The organism is Streptomyces sp. NPDC050085, from assembly GCF_044460595.1.
Lineage (GTDB): Bacteria > Actinomycetota > Actinomycetes > Streptomycetales > Streptomycetaceae > Streptomyces.
Map to the genome: position 1 here is coordinate 201,026 of NZ_JBITJZ010000008.1, position 19,798 is coordinate 220,823.

At 71.4% G+C, this 19,798-nt stretch carries 15 protein-coding genes and 1 pseudogene; 13 read left to right on the forward strand and 3 right to left on the reverse strand.

Going from position 1 to position 19,798, the window contains the following annotated elements; genetic code table 11:
• The first annotated feature begins 28 nt into the window (after window positions 1-28).
• Window positions 29-892 carry a 16S rRNA (adenine(1518)-N(6)/adenine(1519)-N(6))-dimethyltransferase RsmA gene (gene rsmA / locus ACIBUY_RS28510; RefSeq protein WP_399154152.1) on the forward strand — a complete coding sequence of 288 codons (864 nt, stop codon included), beginning with the start codon at window positions 29-31 and terminating at the stop codon, window positions 890-892.
• Window positions 889-1,803 (forward strand): 4-(cytidine 5'-diphospho)-2-C-methyl-D-erythritol kinase, encoded by a 915-nt coding sequence (locus tag ACIBUY_RS28515; protein ID WP_399154153.1) that lies wholly within the window; start codon window positions 889-891, stop codon window positions 1,801-1,803. Before rsmA ends, ACIBUY_RS28515 begins: the two co-directional genes overlap by 4 nt.
• A 21-nt stretch (window positions 1,804-1,824) precedes the next feature.
• Here the strand turns inward: ACIBUY_RS28515 and ACIBUY_RS28520 are convergent, their stop codons facing one another.
• Window positions 1,825-2,931, reverse strand: coding sequence for an agmatine deiminase family protein (locus tag ACIBUY_RS28520; protein ID WP_399154154.1), 1,107 nt, complete (start codon window positions 2,929-2,931; stop codon window positions 1,825-1,827).
• A 127-nt stretch (window positions 2,932-3,058) separates the two neighbouring features.
• Between ACIBUY_RS28520 and ACIBUY_RS28525 the strand changes: the two genes are divergently transcribed.
• From ACIBUY_RS28525 to ACIBUY_RS28560, 8 genes and pseudogenes are all read left to right on the forward strand, one after another.
• Window positions 3,059-3,628, forward strand: coding sequence for a TetR/AcrR family transcriptional regulator (locus tag ACIBUY_RS28525; protein WP_365566157.1), 570 nt, complete (start codon window positions 3,059-3,061; stop codon window positions 3,626-3,628).
• Window positions 3,629-4,326: 698 nt separating this feature from the next.
• A complete protein-coding gene (locus ACIBUY_RS28530) occupies window positions 4,327-6,132 on the forward strand; it encodes an ABC-F family ATP-binding cassette domain-containing protein (RefSeq protein WP_365566158.1) in 1,806 nt (601 codons plus the stop codon).
• A 221-nt stretch (window positions 6,133-6,353) separates the two neighbouring features.
• Window positions 6,354-8,159 carry a PQQ-binding-like beta-propeller repeat protein gene (locus ACIBUY_RS28535; RefSeq protein WP_399154155.1) on the forward strand — a complete coding sequence of 602 codons (1,806 nt, stop codon included), beginning with the start codon at window positions 6,354-6,356 and terminating at the stop codon, window positions 8,157-8,159.
• Window positions 8,160-8,235: 76 nt separating this feature from the next.
• Window positions 8,236-10,107, forward strand: coding sequence for a PQQ-binding-like beta-propeller repeat protein (locus ACIBUY_RS28540; RefSeq protein WP_399154156.1), 1,872 nt, complete (start codon window positions 8,236-8,238; stop codon window positions 10,105-10,107).
• Window positions 10,108-10,373: 266 nt separating this feature from the next.
• Window positions 10,374-11,075 (forward strand): LuxR C-terminal-related transcriptional regulator, encoded by a 702-nt coding sequence (locus ACIBUY_RS28545; protein ID WP_365566162.1) that lies wholly within the window; start codon window positions 10,374-10,376, stop codon window positions 11,073-11,075.
• A gap of 82 nt (window positions 11,076-11,157) precedes the next feature.
• Window positions 11,158-11,709 carry a hypothetical protein gene (locus ACIBUY_RS28550; RefSeq protein ID WP_365566164.1) on the forward strand — a complete coding sequence of 184 codons (552 nt, stop codon included), beginning with the start codon at window positions 11,158-11,160 and terminating at the stop codon, window positions 11,707-11,709.
• Window positions 11,706-12,818 (forward strand): annotated as a pseudogene (locus ACIBUY_RS28555) (M4 family metallopeptidase); the annotation flags it as partial. The gene ACIBUY_RS28550 and the pseudogene ACIBUY_RS28555, both read left to right, overlap by 4 nt.
• 632 nt (window positions 12,819-13,450) lie before the next feature.
• Entirely contained in the window at window positions 13,451-14,083 is a 633-nt protein-coding gene (locus ACIBUY_RS28560; protein ID WP_365566166.1) for an RES family NAD+ phosphorylase, read from the forward strand.
• A 178-nt stretch (window positions 14,084-14,261) separates the two neighbouring features.
• Here the strand turns inward: ACIBUY_RS28560 and ACIBUY_RS28565 are convergent, their stop codons facing one another.
• Both ACIBUY_RS28565 and ACIBUY_RS28570 read right to left on the reverse strand, forming a co-directional pair.
• Window positions 14,262-14,444 carry a DUF397 domain-containing protein gene (locus ACIBUY_RS28565; RefSeq protein ID WP_365566167.1) on the reverse strand — a complete coding sequence of 61 codons (183 nt, stop codon included), beginning with the start codon at window positions 14,442-14,444 and terminating at the stop codon, window positions 14,262-14,264.
• Window positions 14,445-14,452: 8 nt separating this feature from the next.
• Window positions 14,453-15,304, reverse strand: coding sequence for a helix-turn-helix transcriptional regulator (locus ACIBUY_RS28570; RefSeq protein WP_365566169.1), 852 nt, complete (start codon window positions 15,302-15,304; stop codon window positions 14,453-14,455).
• 212 nt (window positions 15,305-15,516) lie between these two features.
• On the opposite strand from ACIBUY_RS28570, the gene ACIBUY_RS28575 reads away from it, so the two are divergent.
• The 3 genes from ACIBUY_RS28575 to ACIBUY_RS28585 all read left to right on the forward strand — a co-directional run bounded on the left by ACIBUY_RS28575 (window position 15,517) and on the right by ACIBUY_RS28585 (window position 19,798).
• Complete coding sequence (locus ACIBUY_RS28575; RefSeq protein WP_399154157.1) at window positions 15,517-15,930, forward strand: ATP-binding protein; 414 nt, start codon at window positions 15,517-15,519, stop codon at window positions 15,928-15,930.
• Window positions 15,931-16,127: 197 nt separating this feature from the next.
• A complete protein-coding gene (locus tag ACIBUY_RS28580) occupies window positions 16,128-18,257 on the forward strand; it encodes an FG-GAP-like repeat-containing protein (RefSeq protein ID WP_399154158.1) in 2,130 nt (709 codons plus the stop codon).
• Complete coding sequence (locus ACIBUY_RS28585; protein WP_399154159.1) at window positions 18,257-19,798, forward strand: FG-GAP-like repeat-containing protein; 1,542 nt, start codon at window positions 18,257-18,259, stop codon at window positions 19,796-19,798. Before ACIBUY_RS28580 ends, ACIBUY_RS28585 begins: the two co-directional genes overlap by 1 nt.

The window sequence follows — 19,798 nt, forward strand, 5'->3', positions numbered from 1 at the left end:
GGGTGCGGGCGCCCCGTACCCTTGAACGGTGAGCACCACTGACCCCCAGGGCCCCCTCCTCGGCGCCGCAGACATCCGTGAACTGGCCGCCGTCCTCGGCGTGCGCCCCACCAAGCAGCGCGGCCAGAACTTCGTCATCGACGCCAACACGGTCCGCCGCATCGTGCGCACCGCGGAGGTCACCGCGGACGACGTGGTCGTCGAGGTCGGCCCGGGCCTCGGCTCGCTCACCCTCGCGCTGCTCGAGGTGGCCCGGCACGTGACGGCCGTGGAGATCGACGACGTGCTCGCCGCCGCGCTGCCCGCCACGATCGCCGCCCGCGTCCCCGCGAAGAAGGACGCGTTCGACCTCGTCAACATCGACGCGATGCAGGTGAGGGAGCTCCCGGGCCCTGCACCGACCGCCCTCGTCGCGAACCTCCCGTACAACGTGGCGGTCCCCGTCCTGCTCCACATGCTCGACACCTTCCCGACCGTCGAGCGCACCCTCGTCATGGTCCAGGCGGAGGTCGCCGACCGGCTCGCCGCGGGCCCCGGCTCCCGCGTGTACGGCGTGCCGTCCGTGAAGGCGAACTGGTACGCCGAGGTCAAGCGCGCAGGATCCATCGGGCGCAACGTGTTCTGGCCCGCGCCGAACGTCGACAGCGGCCTCGTCTCCCTGGTCCGCCGCAGCGAGCCGATCGACACGACCGCGACGAAGGAAGAGGTCTTCGCGGTCGTCGACGCCGCGTTCGCCCAGCGCCGCAAGACGCTGCGCGCGGCGCTCGCCGGCTGGGCCGGGTCCGCGGCGGCCGCGGAGGCCGCCCTGGTCGCGGCCGGGGTCTCGCCGCAGGCGCGCGGTGAGGCGCTGACGGTGCACGAGTTCGCCCGGATCGCGGAGGCGAAGGCGTGACCTCTCCGGCCCCGGTGACCGTACGCGTCCCCGCCAAGGTCAACGTGCAGCTCGCGGTGGGCGGCGCCCGCCCCGACGGCTTCCACGACCTGGCCAACGTCTTCCTCGCCGTCGGCCTGTACGACGAGGTGACCGTGTCCCCCGCGGACTCGCTCTCCCTCACGTGCACGGGCCCGGGCGGCGCCCTCGTTCCCGAAGTTCCCCTGGACCGTACGAACCTGGCGGCGCGGGCGGCGATCGCCCTGGCCGAGCGGCACGGCCTGGGCGAGCCGAAGGTCCGTATCCACATCGCCAAGGACATCCCCGTCGCGGGCGGCATGGCGGGCGGCTCCGCGGACGCGGCGGGCGCGCTGGTCGCCTGCGACGCGCTGTGGGGTACGGGCGCCTCCCGGGCCGAACTCCTCGACATCTGCGCCGAGTTGGGCAGCGACGTGCCGTTCAGCCTGGTCGGCGGCGCCGCGCTCGGCACCGGGCGCGGCGAGAAGCTCCAACTCCTGGACGTGGGCGGGGAGTTCTGGTGGGTGTTCGCCGTCGCGGACGGCGGGCTCTCCACCCCGGCCGTGTACGGGGAGTTCGACCGGCTGAGCCCGGACGCGCCGCCGGAGCCCGTCGCCTCGCCCGCGCTGCTCGACGCGCTGCGCACCGGTGACGTGCACGCGCTCGCGGCCACCGTCACGAACGACCTGCAGCCCGCGGCCCTCTCCCTCTTCCCGTCCCTCAAGTCCACGCTCGACGCGGGGACTTCGGCCGGTGCGCTCGCCGCGCTCGTGTCCGGGTCCGGGCCGACGACGGCGTTCCTCGCGGCGGACGAGGCGGGTGCGCGGCGGGTGGCGCAGGCGCTGATCGCGTCGGGCACGTGCCGCACGGCCCGGGTCGCGTCGTCGCCCGCGCCGGGAGCGACTCTTATCTGAGCGCGCTGAACGGGACCCGGGTCAGGCCGACTTGGGCAACTGCTGGGTCGAACAGTGGATGCCGCCCCCGCCCTCCCCGAGGGTGTCGACGGAGACCTGCACCACCTCCCGGCCGGGATACAGCTCGCGCACGATCGACGCGGCGTCCCGGTCCGCCCTGCGGTCGCCGAAGCGGGGCAGGACGACCCCGCCGTTGACCACGTAGTAGTTGACGTAGCTCGCGAGGAAACCGTCCCCGCGGCGGCCGATGTCGACCGGCTCGGGCAGCTCGACGATCTCAAGTCCCTTGCCCCGGGCGTCCGTTGCCCGGTCGAGGACGCCGCGGGCCTGGTCGTGGGCGCGGGTCCACACGTCCTGCGGGGCCTCGGCGTCCGGGGTGCTCATGACCACGACCCCGGGTTCGGAGAACCGGGCCAGGGCGTCGATGTGGAAGTCCGTGATGTCGTGCCCGCGGACGCCGTCCACCCAGATGACGGTGGTGACGCCGTACAACTCCTTCAGTGCCCGCTCGATGTCGTCCCGGGACTTGCCGGGGTTGCGATTGCCGTTGACCAGCGAACTCTCGGTCGCCATGAGCGTGCCCCGGCCGTCGACCTCGATCGAGCCGCCCTCGCCGGTGACCGGGGCCTGGATCCGCTCGATCTTCTCGTCGGCGAGGATCTCCCGCGCGACCCTGCCGTCGCGGCCGTGGGCCTGCTTGCGGCCCCAGCCGTTGAAGTTCAGGTCGACCCCGGCGATGCCCCCGTCGCCGCCGAGCACGAAGTTCGGCCCGGTGTCGCGCATCCACAGGTCGTCGACCGGGATCGGCACGACCTCCACCCCGGAGCCGCACGCCTTGCGGGCGGCCTCGGCGTCCTGCTCGTTCGCCAGCAGCGCCACCGGCTCGAACGCGGCGATCGCCCGCGCGATCCCCGCGATGTCGCTGTGCACCCCGGCCGTGTCCGCGCCCCAGATCCTCCGCGTCGGCCACGACATGTAGGTCAGTTCGTGCGGGTGGGCCTCGTCGGGCATGCGCAGAGCGCCCCTGCCCGGGCTGTCCGTGCGCGGGCCGTCCTTGCCCGCACAGGCGGTGAGCGCCCCGCCGAGGCCGGTCGCGAGCGCCGCCCGCAGGGTCCGCCGCCGTGACATGCCGCCCATGGTGATCGCCTGACTCCCTGGCTCTCCGACTCCCTGACTGAAAATTCGGTCAGTTTCGAGCGTAAGGCATCATGGAACCCGGCCACCGGCCGATCCCCAGGAGCTTCAGGAGCGCGCAGTGCCCGACCGGCCCGCCCGGCAGACCCGGATACTCCAGGCCGCCGCCCGCCTGATCGCCCACCGCGGCGTACGCGGACTGCGCGTCGAGGAGGTCGCCGCCGAGGCCGGCGTCTCGACCGCGCTGATCTACTACCACTTCAAGGACCGCGGCGGCCTGCTGCGCGCCACTCTGGGGTTCATCAACCAGCGGGCCGTCCGCTACACCGACGCGGCCCTGGAGACCTCCGCGGACCCGCGCACCCGGCTCACCGAGATGCTGCTCCTCGAGCTGCGGGACGACCCGGAGGTACGGGAGACCAGCGCGGCCTGGGGCGAACTGCGGGCCACGGCCGTCTTCGACCCCGACCTGCGCGAACAGCTGGCCGCGGCGAGCGGGGCCTGGACGCAGGACGCCGCCGGGCTGATCCGCCGGGCCGCGCCCGGGGTGGACGCGCAGGCCGCGGCGGAGCGGCTGACCGCCCTGGTCGAGGGCCTGAGCGAACGGTGGCTCAGCGGGTCCGCTCCGCTGGAGCGGGTGCGGGAGCTGTTGCGGGGGGCGGTCGATCTCGAGCTGGGCAGTACTCGGTAGTACTCAGCGGTGACGTGAGTACGTGGCCGCTGCCGCGGGGCCCGGGTCGCGCGGGACGCTGCGTCCATGAACACCACTGGACGCCCTCGCGGCCCCCGTCGCCGCCACCTGGGCCGTGCGGCACTCCCGCTGAGCACGGCCGCGCTCCTGTCGGTCCACGCGGCGATGGCTCTCCGGGGCCATCCGCTGCCGCCGCCGGCGCTGGGTACGGGAGGCCGTCTTGCTCGTCCGCGTGAGGTGGCGGTACTGGCGCGGGGCGGGAGGCGAAGGGCTGAGCGCCGGATGGCGGTCCGCCCGGTCCCGGCCCGCCGGCCGGGACCTCGTGCGGCAACTGCAGAACGTCCCTCCCGGGTGGAGGAACCCGCTCCTGCCCCCTCCCTGTTGACCGGGCGGAACGCGGCTTCAAGGGGCGCGTCTTCTGGCGCGACGGGGTCCCGGCGGAGGTTCGCTGCCCGTGCTGCGGTGCCGAGTCCGGGATCGACGATCTGGGGCGTCCCGGCGACTGGGATGCGCTGGAGCAGATCGGGGGGATTCCGGTCGGCCGGCGTTGACCGTCGCGCCCGGTAAGCGGCTCGGGAGTCCCGCCGGCGGGCGCCCGGCGCCGGTGCTCGCCCCCGCGGCGCGAAGCCCACCCCCGACCCCGACTACGCTTGAAAGTCGGGCCCACCCCCGCGGCCCACCCCCCGGAGCGGAGCGAAATGGCAGTCAATCTGGTCAACGTCGAGAACGTCTCGAAGGTGTACGGCACCCGTGCCCTGCTCGACGGCGTCTCCCTCGGCGTGCAGGAAGGCGACCGGATCGGCGTCGTGGGGCGCAACGGGGACGGGAAGACGACCCTGATCCGGATGCTCGCCAAGCTGGAGGAGGCCGACAGCGGGCGCGTCACGCACAGCGGCGGGCTGCGGCTCGGCGTGCTGACGCAGCACGACTCCCTCGACCCCGAGGCGACCGTCCGGCACGAGGTCATCGGTGATCTCGCCGATCACGAGTGGGCGGGCAACGCCAAGATCCGCGACGTGCTGACCGGCCTGTTCGGCGGCCTCGACCTGCCGGGCTTCCCGCAGGGCCTCGACACCGTCATCGGGCCGCTGTCCGGTGGCGAGCGGCGCCGCATCGCCCTCGCCAAGCTGCTCATCGACGACCCGGACCTGCTGGTCCTCGACGAGCCGACGAACCACCTCGACGTCGAGGGCATCGCCTGGCTCGCCCGGCACCTCCAGGCCCGCCGCTCCGCGCTCGTCTGCGTCACCCACGACCGCTGGTTCCTCGACCAGGTCTGTACGCGGATGTGGGACGTGCAGCGCGGTGACGTGTACGAGTACGAGGGCGGCTACTCGGACTACGTGTTCGCGCGCGCCGAGCGCGAGCGCATCGCCGCGACCGAGGAGGCCAAGCGGCAGAACCTGATGCGCAAGGAGCTGGCCTGGCTGCGGCGCGGTGCCCCCGCCCGTACGTCCAAGCCGCGCTACCGCATCGAGGCAGCCAACGAGCTGATCGCCGACGTGCCCGAGCCGCGTGACAAGAGCGAGCTGATGAAGTTCGCGAACGCCCGGCTCGGCAAGACCGTCTTCGACCTCGAGGACGTGACCGTCCAGGCCGGTCCCAAGGTGCTGCTCAAGCACCTGACCTGGCAGCTCGGCCCCGGCGACCGCATCGGCCTGGTCGGGGTCAACGGCGCGGGCAAGACGTCCCTGCTGCGCGCCCTCGCGGATGCCGCCACCAGCCAGGGCGACATCCAGCCCGTCGCCGGCCGGGTCGTCGTCGGCAAGACCGTGCGGCTCGCGTACCTCTCGCAGGACGTGACCGAACTGCCCGCGTCCCTGCGGGTGTTGGAGGCCGTCCAGCAGATCCGCGACCGCGTCGACCTCGGCAAGGGTCGCGAGATGACCGCGGGCCAGCTGTGCGAGCAGTTCGGGTTCTCGAAGGAGAAGCAGTGGACGCCCGTCGGCGACCTGTCCGGTGGTGAGCGGCGGCGGCTCCAGCTGCTTCGCCTGCTGATGGACGAGCCGAACGTCCTCTTCCTCGACGAGCCGACGAACGACCTCGACATCGAGACCCTCACCCAGCTCGAGGACCTGCTCGACGGCTGGCCGGGATCGATGATCGTCATCTCCCACGACCGGTTCTTCATCGAGCGGACCACGGACAACACGTTCGCGCTGCTCGGCGACGCGACCCTGCGGATGCTGCCGCGCGGCATCGAGGAGTACCTGGAGCGCCGCGAGCGGATGATCGAGGCCGCCGCCCCGGCACCCGTACAGGCGGCGGCCGAGGTCAAGTCCGGACCGTCCGCCGCGGACACCCGCGCCGCGAAGAAGGAACTGCAGAAGATCGAGCGGCAGTTGGACAAGGTCTCCCAGAAGGAGGCCAAGCTGCACACCCAGATCGCGGACAACGCCACGGACTTCGAGAAGGTGGCCAAGCTCGACGCGGAGCTGCGGGAACTGATCGCCGAGCGCGAGGAGTTGGAGATGCGCTGGCTGGAACTCGCCGATGACGCGTAGCGCGGTGCGTGAAGGCCTCGTGTAGGCGCGTAACGGACGCATCACGGGCCGGTCCTCCCTTGGGCACAGGGGAAGGACCGGCCCGCTGTGCTAGTGCACCGAGTGATAGAAAGGGCCGCTGGGGGCGGCCTGAGCGCACCCCGTGACCGACCGATGAGCGTCCGGAAATCACCCAGGCTGCCGGGTGCCTGTACATCAGCATGAAAGAGGGGGGAGCGCTGATGACTCAGCCGCCCAACCAGCCGCCGTCCGGCGGCTTCGGAGCACCACAGGATCCGGCCCCACAGGGCCAGGCGCCGCAGGGCCAGGCACCGCAGACGGCACCGCCGCCCGCCGCCGCGCCGCAGCCCGGCTACGGCTACCCCCAGCAGCAGCCCGGCCCGTACGCGCAGCAGCCCGGCCCCTACGGGCAGGCTCCCCAGCAGCCCGGCCCTTACGGCTACCCCCAGCAGCCGGGCCCGTACGCCCAGCAGCCGGGCCCCTACGGACAGACGCAGCAGCAGCCGCCCTACGGCATGCCCCCGCAAGCACCTCAGACGCCGCCCCCCGGTGGTGGCGGTGGCGGCGGCATCAAGGGCAGGACCTGGGCGATCGCCGGCGGCGCCCTCGCCCTGCTGCTCGTCGCGGGCGGTGTCGTGTTCGCCGTGACCGGCGGCGACGACGGCGACGGCAAGAAGGACACCGCAGACAAGAACAAGGACCCCAAGGTGTCCGCCTCCGCCTCGACCCCGGTCAATCCGGGCGACGGCCAGGGCGACGGGCACGCGGGCGAGGACGACCTGAACAAGGGCCGCGCGAACGGCGAGGCCAAGGTCCTCTGGTACAAGACGGCCCCCAAGGTCTCCAGCGACGGCGCCGACGCCCCCGGCATGTGGATCACCGACAAGGTCGCGGTGAAGGCCGCGTACAAGGAGGTCCTCGGGTACAACGTGGCGGACGGCAAGGTCAGTTGGCCCGCGATCACGCTGCCGCAGAAGATCTGCTCCGTCACGAAGAAGGCGTCCGACAGCGGCAAGATCGTCGTCGCCTACATGAGCGGCACCAGCTCGCGCGCCAACTGCAACCAGGTGCAGGAGATCGACCTCGCCACCGGCAAGAAGGGCTGGACGGCGAAGATCCCCGAGCGGGAGAACAAGGACGACTTCTTCGACGGCACCGGCACCGGCATCTCCCTGTCCTACGTCGGCAGCGACACCCTGATCGTCGGCCGCTCCATGTCGGGCCTCGCCCTGGACGCCACGACCGGCCAGAAGAAGAAGTTCGTCGTCGAGGAGTACGGCGACGACTGCTTCCCCAAGGCGTACACCGGCAACAAGGACAAGCTCCTGTCGGTGGCGTCCTGCGGCGCGGGCGGCAACAACGCCCACGAGGAACTGCGCCAGTTGAACCCGGACACCGGCAAGGCCCTGTGGACGAAGAAGTACCCCAAGGACTGGCAGATCACCAACGTCTACTCCGTCAGCCCGCTCGTCGTCTACGCGCAGAACGACGACAAGAAGGTGTACGACATCTCCTCGTACAAGGCCAACAGCAACTCCGCGCTGAGCCTGCGCGTCGACGGACTCGACACCAACTGCGGCGCGTCCTTCTCGTTCCTGTCGCGGAACCTGGACGGCTGCCAGGGCGCCGTCGCCGACGCCTCCACGCTCTACATGCCGACCAAGGGCAAGACCGGCGGCCAGAACGAGGTCGTGGCGATCAGCCTGACCAGCGGCAAGGAGCGCTGGCGCGTCAAGTCGCCCGCGGACCAGGCGCTGCTGCCGATGAAGGCCGAGGGCGGCGCCGTCGTCACGTACATGGAGGCCGCGTCGTACGGAGACACTCCGGGACGCGTCCTGTCCATCCCGGTCACCGGCGCGCACACGCCGAAGACGCTGCTGCAGAACCCGGCGGGTCCCGCCGCGGTCGAGGGCGGCTTCTACTCGAAGGACGTCGCCTGGGCCGACGGGCGGTTCTACCTGTCCGCCACCTCGCTCTCCGGCAGCGCCAAGGGCCAGCAGAAGCTGATGCTGGCGTACGGCAACTGACGTCCGTGCGCGCCGAGTTCACCCGGCCCGCCCTTCTTCCCTTCCCCGTCCCCAGGCACCCCGAGGTACCCACGTCATGACCCAGCCGCCCCAGCCGCCGCAGCAGCCGCCGAACGAGCCGCCGCAGGACGCGTTCCAGAAGCAGCCCGAGGCCCCTCAGCCCCCGGCAGCTCCGCCCGCCCCGCCCGCCGGCGGTTTCGGTGCGCCCACGACGCCCCCGCCCGGCGGCTTCGGCGCCCCCACTCCGCCCGCCCCGGCCGCCCCGCCGGTCGCGCCCCCGCAGGCCCCGGCGACCCCGCCGGGGTACGGCTACCCGGCCCCGCAGCCGCAGCAGCCGCCCACCCCTGCGTACGGCCAACAGCCTTACGGGCAGCCGCAGTTCGGCCAGCAGCAGGCGTACGGGCAGCAGCAGTACGGGCAGCAGCAGTACGGCTACCCGCAGCCGCCCACCACGCCGCTGGCCGCGACCGGCGGCGGCAGCGGTGACGGCGGTGGCAAGAAGGGCGTCTCGCCCGTCGTGTGGATCGTCACCGCGGCCGTCGTGGTGATCGCCCTGATCGTCGGCGGCGGCATCTGGTACGCCGGTTCGTCCGACGACGGCAAGGGCGACAAGAAGAACACCGCCGACGGCAAGGACAAGGGCGGCGACACCGGCGGCGGCAAGGGCAAGGACGGCACCGGCTTCGGCGGCGCCGGCCAGGAGAAGGTGCCCGCCAACACGGCGGCGAGCATCGCCTTCCAGCTGCCCGCGCCGCAGGTCGCCAAGGACACGGTCGACAGCGTCAAGGGCTCCTGGCTGACCGACACGGTGTACGCCAAGGCGGGCGTCAACGAGATCGTCGGCTACGACCCGGCGACCGGCGCGAAGAAGTGGACGCTGCCGCTGCCCGGCGAGACCTGTGGCTCGTCCACCGACGTCACCAAGGACGGCCTGGCCGCCGTCGTCTCCGAGGACGCCAAGCGCCCCAAGGGCGGCGACCACCAGACGTGCAGCCAGATCACGCTCTTCGACGTGAACACCGGCCAGAAGAAGTGGACGAAGTCCGTCGGCACCGGCGCCTCGGCACTGACCTTCGAGGAGCTCTCCTTCACCGGCGACACCCTCGCTGTCGGCGGCGGTCTGCGCGGCGGCGCCGCGTTCGACCTGGCGGGCAACATCCTGTGGAAGCCGCAGCAGGGCACCTGCGAGGACGTCGGCTACAGCGGCGGCGAGCAGCTGGTCGCGGTCCGCAAGTGCGGCGACTACGACAACGAGAAGTACGAGGTCCAGCTCCTGGACCCGAAGACCGGCAGCCCGAAGTGGTCGTACAAGCTCGCCACCGGCCTCGACAACGCCAAGGTGCTGTCCACCAACCCGGTCGTCTTCGGCGTCGGCACCGGTGACAACGCCGCGGGCACCATCACCGACATCTTCTCCCTCGACGCCTCCGGCAAGCTCGTCACGAAGATCTCCATCGACGACGAGAAGTACGACTTCGACTGCGAGGTCGGCATGACCGAGGGCTGCTCGAAGGTCGTCGTCGGCAACGGCCGCGTCTACCTCGCGACCCGCCAGCACGACGCGGGCGGCGACATCGGCATGACCAACGAGCTCGTCTCGTACGACCTGAAGACCGGGAAGTCGACCAGCGACCGCGTGGACGGCGGGGAGTACGAGATCTTCCCGCTCCGCATGGACGGCGGGAACATCCTGGCCTACAAGGACGGCCCGTACGACAAGGGCAGCCAGATCGTCACCGTCGACGGCAAGTCGATGAAGCAGACGACGCTCCTGGAGACCCCGGCGACGGAGACCGTCAAGAACGCCATCAGCAGCATGGTGCCCGGCAGTTCGAGCTCCGAGATCCGCTACTCGGGCGGCCGCCTCTACCTCGGCAAGGAACTGATCAGCAAGCCGTACTCGGCGGACGAGAAGGACTACACGGCGATCGGCTTCGTCTCGAAGTAGCCGTACCCGTACGTGACTTGCCGCGGCCCCGCTCCCTCCACGAGGGAGCGGGGCCGTCGTCGTATGCGCTCTTGTACCGCCCATCACGCCTGAAAGGCGGGGATTTCAGCATTCAGGGCCGCTTCTCACCGGTAGGGGGCGCGCAACGTCGAACAAGCGTGTAGCTTCCGGGGGATGAAGGAGGACGGAGGGTCGGGGGGCTCGTCTGTCCATGGGGGGCCCGGGAGACCACTGCGACTCCCGGGGCGAACTGGGGGGTTGGCTCAATGGGTGTGCGGCTCATGGTGGTCGACGACCACCGATTGCTCGCCGAGGCACTCGCCTCGGCCCTGAAACTGCGCGGGCACCGGGTGCTCGCCGCGGCCGCGCCCGCCGCGGGCGCCGCCGAACTGGTCATCTCCCGGGCGCCCGAGGTCTGTCTCATCGGCACGGCGACCCCGGCCGAACCGGGCACGTTCGATCCGGTGGTCCGCATCAAGCGCGAGCGGCCCCAGGTGGCGGTCGTGGTCCTCGGCCCGGTCCCGTCCCCGCGCGGCATCGCGGCGGCCTTCGCGGCCGGCGCCTCCGGATACGTACGTCATGACGAGCGCATCGAAGGAGTCGAGCGGGCCCTGATGAAGGCGCGGGCGGGCGAGGCGGCGGTGGCTCCGGCGCTGCTGCAGGGCGCGTTCAGCGAACTGCTCAACCCCGCGGCCCAGCCCGACGACGAGGGCCAGCGCCTGCTCCAGATGCTGACGCCACGCGAGATCGAGGTCCTGGTCCGGGTCGCCGACGGGGAGGACACGCGGCTGATCGCGGCGGGGATGGGCATAGCGCCGAGCACCGCCCGTACGCACGTGCAGCGGGTGTTGATGAAACTGGGGGTGGGCTCGCGCCTCGAAGCGGCGGCGCTCGCCGCGCGCACGGGCCTGCTCGACCGGGCAGGACCACTGCCCACGCCCTCACCCGCCCCGGAAGGGGACGAATAGCCCCTGTGCGGCGGGGCGGTGCGGTGTCACCATGCGACTGTCCCGGGTTCTGGGCGCCCAGGAGGTGGCGGGGGGAGGCGCGATGAGCGCGACGACGGTGGCCCTGGTGGTCGGCGTGATCGGTGTCGTCGGCACGCTGCTGTCCGCGCTGCTGACCCAGGGGGCGGCCGACCGGGCGAAGCGACGGGACCTCGACGCCGCGGAGCGGCGGCACGCCGCCGACCTGAAACTCCAGCGGGAACAGACCAGTTGGAACCTGCGGCGCGGCGTCTACGTGTCCCTGAACATGGCGTCACGCCAGTACCTGGCGTCGCTCGTCGACATGGTGCACGCGATGCGGCGCGGCGAGCCGCTCACCGAGGCGGCGCAGCAACTGGAGCAGGCCCGCACCGTGCACCGGGACCGCTATGCGGAAGCCCAGTTGATCGTGCCCGAGCCGGTGCTCGCTCTCGCCGGAGCCGTCAACAACGAACTCGGTGACACGTACGGCATGGTCAGACGCCTGGAGGAGGGGCGCCCCGAACCCGGCGAATCCCTGGAGACCGCGCGCGAGCGGGTGGAGGCGCACTGGGCGGCGCTGCGCGGGATGCGGGAGCAGATGCGGATGGACCTGGGAGTGAGCGGCGGGCGATGAGCCCGGGCGAGGGAGGCGTCGTGGACGGACCATCGGACGAGCAGCCGGACGGGCACCCGGACGAGCAACCGCCGGTCTTCTGTTCCGTCGTGGGGCCGCACGTGCTTGAGGTACTGGCCCGCAGCGAGGATCCCGCCGTGTCCGGGCCCGCCTGGCGCGCCCTGGAGACCGATGCCTTCCAGCGGGCGAGGCGGCAGTTGATCTCGGAGACCGAAGCGCACGTCGGCGACGCGCGGCCCGCGGGCGACCCGGGGGTCCCGTATCGCACGGTCCGTGACGCCGGGCGCGGTCCAGGGGAGAACGCGGCGGTGGTGCGCACGGAGGGCGGCGCCCCCGGCAGGGACGCCGCCGCCAACCGCGCCTACGCGGGGCTCGGCGCCACCTTCGACCTGATCCACGGGGTGTACGGCTGGGACTCCCTCGACGGCGCGGGCCTGCCGCTGGAGGCCACGGTCCATGTCAACGAGGGCTACAGCAACGCCTTTTGGAACGGCGAGCGGCTGCTCTTCGGGGACGGGGACGGCGAGATCTTCGGCGACTTCACCGTCCCCCTCGACGTCATCGGGCACGAACTGGCCCACGGCATCGTCCAGTTCACCGCCGGACTCTCCTACTTCGGCCAGCCCGGCGCGATCCACGAGTCGCTCGCGGACGTCTTCGGCTCCCTCGTCAAGCAGTACGCGCTCGGCCAGACGGCGGACGAGGCGGACTGGCTGATCGGCGCGGGGCTGCTGCGGCCGCAGGTGACGGGTCATAGCCTGCGCTCCCTCAAGGCCCCCGGCACGGCCTACGACGACGACCGGCTCGGCAGGGACCCGCAGCCCGCGACCATGGACGACTACGTCCGCACCAGCCGTGACAACGGCGGCGTGCACATCAACTCCGGCATCCTCAACCACGCCTTCTACCTCTTCGCCTCGGCCCTCGGCGGCTTCGCCTGGGAGCGGGCGGGACAGGTCTGGTTCGACGCGCTGACCGGCGGCCGCCTCGGGAGCCGTGCCCTCTTCTACGACTTCGCCGGGCTGACGTTGTCCAGCGCCCGCAGCCGTTACGGCGACGGCGACGAACTGGAGGCGGTGCGCAAGGCGTGGGAGCAGGTCGGGGTACGCGCCGACGGCTCGGGAGGTTCGGGCGGCCCGGGCGGTGGTCGGAGGTCGGTGCCGCGGCCCCGCCCGGCGCGGCTTCCGGCCGGCGGCCCGCCGAGGCGGACACCGGCCCCGGTCGAGAGCCTGACCGAAGCGTTCCGCGAAGAACTGGAGCGGCGCTGGCGCCACAACGGTCAACTCGGCTCATCCGATGGGGAGTTGGACGAGGAGGCGGTCCACGTGATCGGCGCCGACGCGGCGGCGCTCGCCCTGAGCAACGTGTCCTGGCATCTGGCGCTCGGCGAGTGCGCGGACGCGGACACCGCGGCGAGCGGCCTCGACCGGTCGCGGGAGGACGTGGTGCGGGGCGTCGAGAGCGGCCGCCTGGTGGGCCTGTCCGGCAAGTACGAGGTGTTCCTGCCGCTGTGGCAGTTCGCCAACCGGCGCCCGCAGGACGGCCTCGACGACAAGCTCGTACGGGTCCTGGAGGTCTTCCGCACCGGCCTTGGCCAGGACTTCTCGCCGGAGCTCGTGCTGCTGTGGGCCGCGACCCGGCAGCCGGAGTTGGACAACCGTGAACCGAGGACAGTGCTGACGGAGGTCACCGTGGAGGAACTGCTGGGCTCCGCGCGGGCGACGGTAACGGGGCTGGTGTCATGATCGAGGAGAGCGTGACGTTCCAACTGGCCCGCGGCAGCCGCCTGTTCCGCATCTTCCGGCGTCGCGCACAGAGCCTGTGGTTCTGCGACGGCAGCCGCCAGGTCTGCCGCTTCGACCTCGACGAGGGCCGGGGCACCTGCTACGCGGCCTCGACCGACGAGGGGGCGTTCATCGAGGTGTTCCTGCGGGTGGCGGGCATCGGCATCCCGCAGGCCGAGGTCGACAAGCGGGCCCTCGCGGAACTGACCGTCACGGACGACGGCAAGACCCTGGTGGACCTGACCAGGAACGCGGTGTTCGGTGCCCTGGGCGTGGACGCCCGCCTGATCCACGAGACGGCCGAGGGCTACCCCCTGTCCCGGGCGTTCGCGTCCTGGGCGGTCAAGGAGGACATGGCCGGAGTGCGCTGGCTCTCGCTGCGCGACCACAGCGCCCGGCGCCACAACTACGCCGTCTTCTCCGCCCGGAGCGGCCACGTCACGACGTCGGGCCTCGGCCTGAAGGGGGAGTCCTCGGTGCCGGACACCCTGGTCTCCGCCATGGCCGACGAATTCGGCTGCCAGATCCTGCAGCCCTCGTCCCTGTTCCCGGCCCGACGTGCACCGGCCCGCGCCACCCGCTATAGTTGATCAAGCACCGCCCACTCCAACTGGCAGTGGGCAGGCACGCGTTGGTGGTCCAAGGAAAGACGCCCCGCTTCCTGCGGGGAAATGCAGGTGCAAGGCCTGCCCGGCGCTCTTCGTTCACGACGTCCCGTCCCGCTGCTGCGGGGCGGGACGTCGTGCGTGCCGCCCTCGACGGGCGCGGTCAGCCCTTGAGGGTGCGGATCAGGTGGGCCAACGGGGCGGCGCCGGTGGCGAGTTCGGTGGTGGGGTCGTCGCTTTCGCGGAGGCGGATGTGGTTGTCCGGGGCGAGGGCCAGTTCTACGCAGTTGTTGCCGTCACCGCTGCCGGAGAAGGACGACTTCTGCCAGTCGGCTTCGGGGGTCATGGTGGGCCTCACAGTTCCTTCGCCAGCCTATGGATGAATTCGCGCGAGGCGCTGGGTTCCAGCGCTGCTGCGACCATCCTATGGAAGCGCGTTCGAAAGGCGCCGAGTTGAGCCTCGGAATCGATGAAGCCGCTGCCCTGGGGGGCGTCGCGCACGACCGTGTCCAGCTTGGGCACCGGGCCACCCGCGTACATCATGACGCTGTCCGCTCCGGCGAAACCGTCCAGGTCGAACGGGATGACGCGCACGGTCGCTCGGCCGCTCTCCGTCGATTCCAGGATGTGATGGAGCTGGGCCCGTGCGTCGGAGCGGTCGCCGACGCGGATACGCAGGGCCGCCTCGTGGATCACGGCCTCGTACGGAGTCGGCCTGTCGCCCTCCAGTACGACCCGCCGTGCCAGCCGGTGCTGGACCCGCAAATCCAGTTCCTGGCCCGGGAGTTCGGGGATCCGGTAGCCGAGAATCGCCCGCGCGTAGCCTTCCGTCTGGAGCAGACCCGGAACGTGCAGGAAGTCGACGTCCCAACGGTAGGCGGAGTGGTACTCCAGCTCGGACAGGTCGAGGAACGAGGCGGGCAGCAGCCCTCGGTACGCCTCCCACCAGCCGCGAGTCCGGTCCTTCGCCATGGCCACCAGGCCGTCGATCCATGCCTCGTCCGTACAGGCGTAGTGCGCGGCCATCAGGCGCACCCGCTCTTCGCTGACGCCGGCGATCCCGAATTCGATCTGGCTCATCTGCGCTGAACTCGCGCCGATCAGCGTTGCCGCTTCGGTGGCTTTGAGGCCCGCCGCGTCTCGCATCCTGCGCAGCTCGGCGCCCAAGCGAGCCTGTCGTGCGGTGACCTGTTTCCTCGGCGGCATCAACCACTCCTCGCTTCAACACCCATGGCGGAGCGCCTCGTTCGGGTGTCAGGTTACGCGTACGACTTGCGCCGTCATTAATTTTAGCCCTACCGTCGGTGACGAAGCGAACGCCCAGCGACACCAGGGCCGGAAGCGCACCGCCCCGTCACGCCATGACATCGGCGACACAGCCACCGCCCAACTCCCCGCTGACCCAACGGAGTTCACGCATGCCGCAACTCAAAGCAGCTGCCCCCTGGGAATACACGCTGTACATCCCCAACGACCCGCGCGCGGTCACGGTGAGCCGCCACACCCTGCGCCTGATCCTCACCCTCCACGGCCAGCCCCAACTGACCGACGTGGGCGAACTGTTGGCCACGGAACTGGTCTCCAACGCCGTACGCCACACCAAGGGCCCGGCGGCGATGCGCCTGCGCTGGACCGACGGGGTCCTGCGGATCGGCGTCTGGGACGGCGACCCGCGACCACCGACCCCACCGTTCCTCGCCCCGCCCGACGCGGAGGCGGGTCGCGGCCTCGACCTCGTACGGGCATGCGCCGACGGCTGGGGCTGGCATCCGCTGGCCGACAGCGGAGACCGGGGCAAGCTGGTCTGGTGCGAACTCGGGGCGGCCGCCTGAGGGCATCTTCACAAGTAGGCCCGCTCTTCGTTTCTCTTCCCTCACATAAGTCCCGCCTGTTACGATCCGGCCTCCGTATGCGAGGTGGGTGTGGCCAGGGGGGCTCGGCCCGGACCTCGATGCGTTCTCAGTGTTCTCAGTGTGCTCACTGATCTCAGTGTTTTCGGGGAGGGAACCTCTTGGCCCGGCATGCGCGCATGCGCTCTCGGGCGGTCCGGCGGATCCGCATGTCCGTCGTCCTGGCCGCCGCAACATCCGTCAGTTTCACGGGACTCACCGCGTCAGGGGCGGCGGCGGACACGCCGACCCCCATCGCGACCAGCGGCGTCTGGGGCATCGACTTCGCCGGTGGCACGCTGCACACCGTGGAGCGCGGGGCCAACGGCGACCGGTTCGTCGTCTCCCGCGCCGTCTCGGCGGACGGTACGAGCGCGAGCGAGCGGGTCGGGTACGGCTACGCCGATCCGTTCGCGGACGGTTCCCATCTGGAGTACGTGCCCTGCGACGCAGGCACCTGCGTACCGATGCGCAACACCGGCAACGGCCACATGCTGAGCTTCTTCGTCAGCAGCACCGGCGCCGAGCGGGCGGAGATCCGGATCGGCCCTTCCGCCCTTCACTGGAACGAGGAGCCCAGCGTCAAGGGCGGCCGCTTCGTCGACGCCACCGGCAACTTCTACGTCTACAACGCGACCTCGACCGGCAAGCAGTACGTCGACTACTCCTCGCCCTACCGGTACACGGACCTGCGCATGACCCGGCCCATCACCGCCGCCTCGGTCTGGGGCGCCAGGCTGTGGACGGCCAACTCGGCCGCGGGCTCCGTCAGCGCGATCGACCTGAAGAAGAAGCAGGTCGTCGAGACCGTCTCGGTCGGCGCACCCTGCTCCGTCAAGGAGCTTCAGGTCGTGGGGCGCTGGGTGTACTGGAACTGCGGGCCCACCGGCGCCGCGGGTGTCTACGACCGGACGACGAAGAAGAAGTTCACCGTGCCGTCAGGACCCGCCCTGGTCGGCGACGGCTATCTCGTCCGGCACGACCGCACCGCGGGCAAGCTGCTGCTCACCGACTTCCACACCAACACGGCCGCGGCTCCCCGCGAGATCGCGGACCTGCCGGCCGGGAACACCGCGGACCAGCGGCGGCTGACCTGGAGCGTCGACAAGTTCGGCGGCGACATCGCGTACGTCGGCCAGGACAAGGCGATCCACGTGGTGCAGAGCGGGGTCCCCGCACAGGGTCTCTTCAAGATCGACTCCGATCTCGCCGAGGACTCCTTCGACGTCAAGTCCACGACCGGCAGCCAGGTGTGGTCCAGCACGTGGCAGCTGAGCAAGCCCGCGGACTGGGCCTTCACGGTGAAGGACGCGGCCGGCCGCACGGTTCGTACGATCAGGAGCGAGCGCCCCGGCACCGAGCCCGTCGTCGAGTGGGACGGCAAGACGGACGCCGGGCAGTGGGTCAGCAGCGGCACGCACCACTGGACCCTCACCGCGACGGCCGCCGACGGCAGTGGCACGTACACGACGAGCGACGACCTCGGGGTGGACGGCGCCCAGCAGGGCTTCCACGACCAGGGCGGCAGCGCGCACGGCGACCTGGTCACCCTCAACTCCAGCGGCACGCTGACCACCCACATCGCCAACGGCACCGGCGGCTTCGCCTACAAGACCTCCGGCGGTGGCTGGCCGGCCGGCACGCTCGCCGTCCCGTTCGGCGACACCGGCAGCGACCGCTGCGCCGAACTCCTGGCCCGGATGCCGAACGGCGAACTGCGCCGCTACACCGGCAAGTGCGGCGGCGCCTACCAGCCGGGCAGCAGCCATGCCGTCATCGGCAGCGGCTGGAGCCAGTACGACGTGCTGACCTCGCCCGGCGACCTGAACGGCGACGGCCGGGCCGACCTGGTGGCCCGCCAGACCACCACCGGCGACATGTACTTCTACGCCGGCACGTCCGCCGGCAAGCTCGCCGCCCGCGTCAGGATCGGCACCGACTGGAAGACGTACGGCCGGATCACCGGCGTCGGGGACATCACCGGCGACGGCAAGGCGGACCTCATCGGCCACGACCGCAACGGCGGCCTGTGGCGCTACGACGGCCTGGGCAACGGCACGTTCGCGGCGCGCCAACAGGTGTTCAAGGACTGGGGGCGCGCGTACAACGCGCTCGTCGGCGTCGGGGACCTCTCCGGCGACGGCCGCCCCGACATCGTCGTGCGCAACAGCTACGGCGAGCTCTACCGCAACGACGGCAACGGCAAGGGCGGCTTCGGGGCCCGAGTGAAGCTGGCCACCGGCTGGCAGGCGTACAAGGGGATGTTCTGATGCGGCACACCATTCGTTCGGCACGCCTCGCGCGTCGCCTGGCGGCGGTCCTCGCCTCCGCGATCGTCTTCACCGGCCTGTCGAACGGCGCGCTCGGCAGCGCCCCCGAGGCGCAGGCCGCGGTGTCCGTCCCGTCCTGGGTGATCCCGCTCTACTACGAGGACGAGGGCACCGGAGCGGTCCGCGTGTGCACCGGGATCGTGCTGTCCAAGACGAAGACCCTTGCCACGCCCGCCTGTTTCACCGGTATGAACGAGCCGGACTTCGAGTGGACGTACGACAGCGGCGGCAGGCGGGACGGCGGCACGAACTTCCCCACCTATCGCATCCACCCGTCCTACGACGCGACCACCCGCCGGGGCGCGCTCGCGGTGACCAACCGGCGCACCCCGAACAACTCCGGCAAGCCGGTGCTCGCCTCCTCCTCGGACAGCGCCCTGTACGCCACCGGGGCCAAGGCGGTCTTCTCCTCCTGGACCGGTCTTGGGGTGGACCAGCGCTACCGGCACAGCGAGCAGGTCGTGATCAAGTCGTCGGCGGACTGTGCCGCGCTGCTCGGCGCCCCGCTGCCGACGGGCACGCTGTGCACCGCGCCCGCGCCCGGAGCGCCTCCGGTCGCCGACGCCGACCAGTGCCTGGGGGACTCGGGCGGCGCGCTCGTCGCGGGCGGCAAGCTCATCGGCTTCTCGGCGACCCGGCCCACCGGCTGTGTGCACTCCGGCGTACGCCTCTACACGCGCGTCTCCTCGTACCGTGCCCTGATCGGCGACTGGACCACGGACACCGACATCCGGTACGACGACACGGGCAGTTTCCTCGGGCGGCAGTCGAACGACCTGGTCGACAAGTGTGAGCTCGACTCGACCTCCCACGTCGGTTGCGCGGCCGACGACGCCGGCTCCTTCGACGTGCGGGGCTACAACTTCGTGGTGCAGGCCGGTGACCTGAACGGGGACGGCTTCGGCGATCTGCTGGCCCGCAAGTCCGACGGCACCCTCTACCGGGTACCGGCCAGCGACACGGGGCCCGACTTCTACTACCGGTCCCGCATCGGCGGCGGCTGGAACACCTACAACCGGATCGTCGCGGTCCGCGACATCACCGGCGACGGCCTGCCCGATCTGCTCGGCCGGGACAAGTACGGACTGCTCTGGCTGTACCGCGGCACCGGCAAGGGCGCTTTCGCCGCCCGCACCAAGATCGGCGGCGGCTGGCAGATCTACACCGCCCTGGCGGGCCGGGGCGATGTGTCGGGCGACGGCATCCCCGACCTGGTCGCGCGGGACAAGGCCGGCGTGCTCTGGCTGTACCGCGGCAACGGCAAGGGCGCCTTCTCCGCACGCACCAAGATTGGCGGCGGTTGGAACACGTACAACGCGATCGTCGGCAGCGGCGACTTCGACCGTGACGGCCGCCAGGACATCGTCGGCCGTACGCCGGCGGGGGCGCTCTACGTCTACAACGCCAACCACAAGGGCGGCTTCTACGTCCGCAAGAAGCTGGCCAGCACCGGGATGAAGGGCTTCACCAGCCTGAGCTGA